The following is a 3,201-nucleotide window of genomic DNA, read 5'->3' as shown; positions in this document are numbered from 1 at the left end:
TCTGCACCATCGCCCATAGCTCCAAGACCAGTGTGCCCATCTGGGTCGAACTAAGTGTGCTGAGGTCGGGTAGCTGTTGCATCAAGTTGCGGATTATGGCCTACGGCGGGGGGGGGCTGAGTAGTTACGATGAAACAGCCTTCAAACTGCCTTCATCCCGACATTTTTGCTTTCGACAATTCAGGAGGCAACACGGAGAAGACCCATGACCACAACCTTGGGCAGATCGATGGCGAGCGCCATCGTCTGCACGCTCATGACCGCGGCGGCGCTGGCCCAGACGGACGCGCGCCCGGTACTCAGAATCGCCGTCCAGCAAGTGACGACCAACGGGACGCTGACCCCTTTGCGCGAACAAAGCAATGTGGGGTCGCGCATCTTTCCCATGATCTACGCGAACCTGATCGAACTCCAGCGGCAGGGCGACCTGTCGCTCCAGCCGAGCCTGGCCACCGCGTGGAAGCGCATCGACGAGCGCACCGTGGAGCTCCGGCTGCGCCGGGGCGTGAAGTTTCACAACGGCGACGAGATGACCGCCGAAGACGTGGCCTTCAGCTTCGGCCCCGAGCACATGTTTGCCGCGACCGCGCCGCTGCGCGCCGGGCAGGAGACCCGCACCATCCAGACCGACGCCTCTGCCACGGGCGCGCCGCCTGCGGGCAAGGCGTTGGAACTGCCGCATGAAGTGCCGGCCGTCGCCCGGCGCCTGTGGCCGTCGCTGGAGCGGGTCCAGGTCGTCGACAAGTACACCGTGCGCTTCGTGAACGCCGTTCCCGACGTCACGCTCGAGGGCCGCATCGCGCGCTCCGGGTCGGAGATCATCTCCAAGCGCGCCTTCCTCGCCGCCAAGGATTGGGCCTCCTGGGCGCTCAACCCGGTCTCCGCAGGCCCTTACAAGGTCAAGGAATTCCGGCGCGACAACGTGCTGGTCCTGGCCGCGCACGATGCCTACTACGGCGGCAAGCCCCCGGTGCGCGAGCTGCGCTATCAGGTGGTCCCCGAGGTCTCGGGGCGGGTCGCCGGTTTGCTCAGCGGCGAATACGATTTCGTGACCGACATCCCCCCGGACCAGATCAGGACCATCGAGGCGAATCCGAAGTTTGAAGTCGTCGGCGGCCCCGTGCTGAACCATCGGTTGATCGCCTTTGACAAGCACCATCCGCAGTTGGCGAACCCGAAAATCCGTTTGGCCATGGCCCACGCCATCGACCGCGACGCCATCGTCCGTGCGCTCTGGGCGGACCGGACCAGCGTTCCCGCCGGTTTGCAGTGGGAATACTACGGCCCCATGTTCCAAAAGGACTGGGGCGTTCCGCGCTACGACCCCAAGCTGGCCGCCCGGCTGATCCAGGAAGCGGGCTACAAGGGCGAGCCCATTCCGTTTCGCGTGCTGAACAACTACTACACGAACCAGGTGCAAACGGCGCAGATTCTGGTGGAGATGTGGCGCGCAGTCGGTCTGAACGTCGAACTGCAAATGAAGGAGAACTGGCAGCAGATCTTCGATCGCAGTGCGCCCCGGGGGCTGCGCGATTGGTCGAATTCCGCGCCCTTCAACGACCCCGTGGGCTCGATCATCAACAACCACGGACCCAACGGTCAGCAGCAGCAAATGGGTGAATGGTCGAACGACGAGTTCAACACGCTGTCGAGCCTGCTGGAGAGTTCCGCCGACATGGCGCGCCGCAGCCGTGTTTTCCGCCGCATGCTGGAAATCGCCGAACGCGAGGACCCGGCCTACATCGTCCTGCACCGCAATGCGGCGTTCTACGGCAAGCGCCGGGACATCGGCTGGACATGGTCCCCGACGTTCGCCATGGACTTTCGCGCCGACAACCTGCACCTGCCCAAGAAATGAAAACTCCGCACAGCGCCACAGCCGCATTGCTGTCGATCCGCAACCTGCGCGTCGCATTCGACACCGCGGGAGTCCAGGTTCCCGTCCTGCACGGCGTCGATCTGGATATCTACCCGGGGGAGTCGCTGGGCATCGTGGGCGAGTCGGGTTGCGGCAAGAGCGTGACCTGGCTCGCCGTTCTGGGTCTGCTCGGCGCGCGCGCGCAGGTCAGCGGGGCGGTGCATCTGCGCGGCGAGCCGCTGCATACGCTGTCCGGCGACGCCCTGGCGCCGGTGCGCGGCAAGCGCATTGCGATGATCTTCCAGGACCCCACGTCCGCGCTGAATCCGGTGCAGCGCATCGGCCGCCAATTGATGGAGTCGCTGGCGCTGCACCGCGCCTTGCGCGGCACGGCGGCCCGGGCAGAGGCGCTGCGCTTGCTCGACCGGGTGCAGATTCCGAACGCCGGACGCTGCCTGGATGCGTACCCGCACACCTTGTCGGGCGGGATGAACCAGCGCGCGATGATCGCCATGGCGCTGGCGGGCGAGCCCGAGCTATTGGTCGCCGACGAACCCACGACGGCGCTGGACGCCACGATACAGGCGCAGATTCTGGCGCTGCTGGCCGAAATCCGGGACGACAGCGGCATGGCGCTGGCGCTGATCTCGCACGATCTGGGGGTGATCGCCAGCCTGTGCGAGCGGGTGCTGGTGATGTACGCGGGCCACGTCGTCGAGCAGGCCCCGCGCCAGCGCCTGTTTCAGCACCCGGGCCATCCTTACACGCAGGGGCTGCTGGCAGCGCTGCCCGACCTGCACCGGGCGCCCGAACGGCTGCTCTCCATGGCCGGCAGCGTTCCCGAGCCGGGCCGCATGCCGCGTGGTTGCAGCTTTGGCCCCCGCTGCCGGCAGTTCCAGCCCGGTTGCGCGCAGCATGTCCCCGTGCAGCGCGCCGTCGATTCCCGGCACCACGTGGCGTGCATTCAGGCTGCATGAACCCTCTGCCCGAAATCCGGAAACCCGCGCGCCATCATGGCCCGGCCGTGCAAGCCTGCGCGCCGGAAGCGCTGAAACATTGGAAAAAGCCATGAAGAAAAAGAACGTGCTGCTCATCGTCGTGGACCAGTGGCGCGGGGACTGCCTGCCCATGCTCGGGCACCCGGTGGTCGAGACGCCGCATATCGCCGCGCTGGCCGCGGAAGGCGTCACCTTCAAGCGCCACTACACCCAGGCCGTTCCCTGCGGCCCGGGCCGCGCCAGCCTGCTGACCGGCCTGTACATGATGAACCACCGGGCGGTTCAGAACACCATCCCGCTCGACGCGCGCCACACGAATCTCGCGCTCGAACTGCGCAAGGCCGG

The 3,201-nt window shown here is 66.3% G+C and carries 3 protein-coding genes; all 3 read left to right on the top strand.

Features of this window, described 5'->3' with window-relative positions:
* Positions 1 to 205: 205 nt before the first annotated feature.
* Entirely contained in the window at positions 206 to 1,858 is a 1,653-nt protein-coding gene (locus tag VTU_RS0124475) for an ABC transporter substrate-binding protein (protein WP_010110397.1), read from the top strand.
* Positions 1,855 to 2,835 carry an ABC transporter ATP-binding protein gene (locus VTU_RS0124470; protein ID WP_010110395.1) on the top strand — a complete coding sequence of 327 codons (981 nt, stop codon included), beginning with the start codon at positions 1,855 to 1,857 and terminating at the stop codon, positions 2,833 to 2,835. The genes VTU_RS0124475 and VTU_RS0124470 overlap by 4 nt, the downstream gene beginning before the upstream one ends.
* Before the next feature lie 91 nt (positions 2,836 to 2,926).
* Positions 2,927 to 3,201: sulfatase-like hydrolase/transferase (locus tag VTU_RS30260; protein ID WP_010110393.1), on the top strand; the 275-nt coding region annotated here is incomplete at its 3' end.

Source organism: Verminephrobacter aporrectodeae subsp. tuberculatae At4 (assembly GCF_000193225.1).
Classification (GTDB): domain Bacteria; phylum Pseudomonadota; class Gammaproteobacteria; order Burkholderiales; family Burkholderiaceae_C; genus Acidovorax; species Acidovorax aporrectodeae.
Note: the sequence above shows the minus strand (reverse complement) of the source record. Positions and strands in the feature narration are given on the sequence as shown.

Coding starts and splice junctions, on each gene's coding strand:
- VTU_RS0124475 (WP_010110397.1), top strand. CDS start 206: ATGACCACAACCTTGGGCAGATCGATGGCGAGCGCCATCGTCTGCACG.
- VTU_RS0124470 (WP_010110395.1), top strand. CDS start 1,855: ATGAAAACTCCGCACAGCGCCACAGCCGCATTGCTGTCGATCCGCAAC.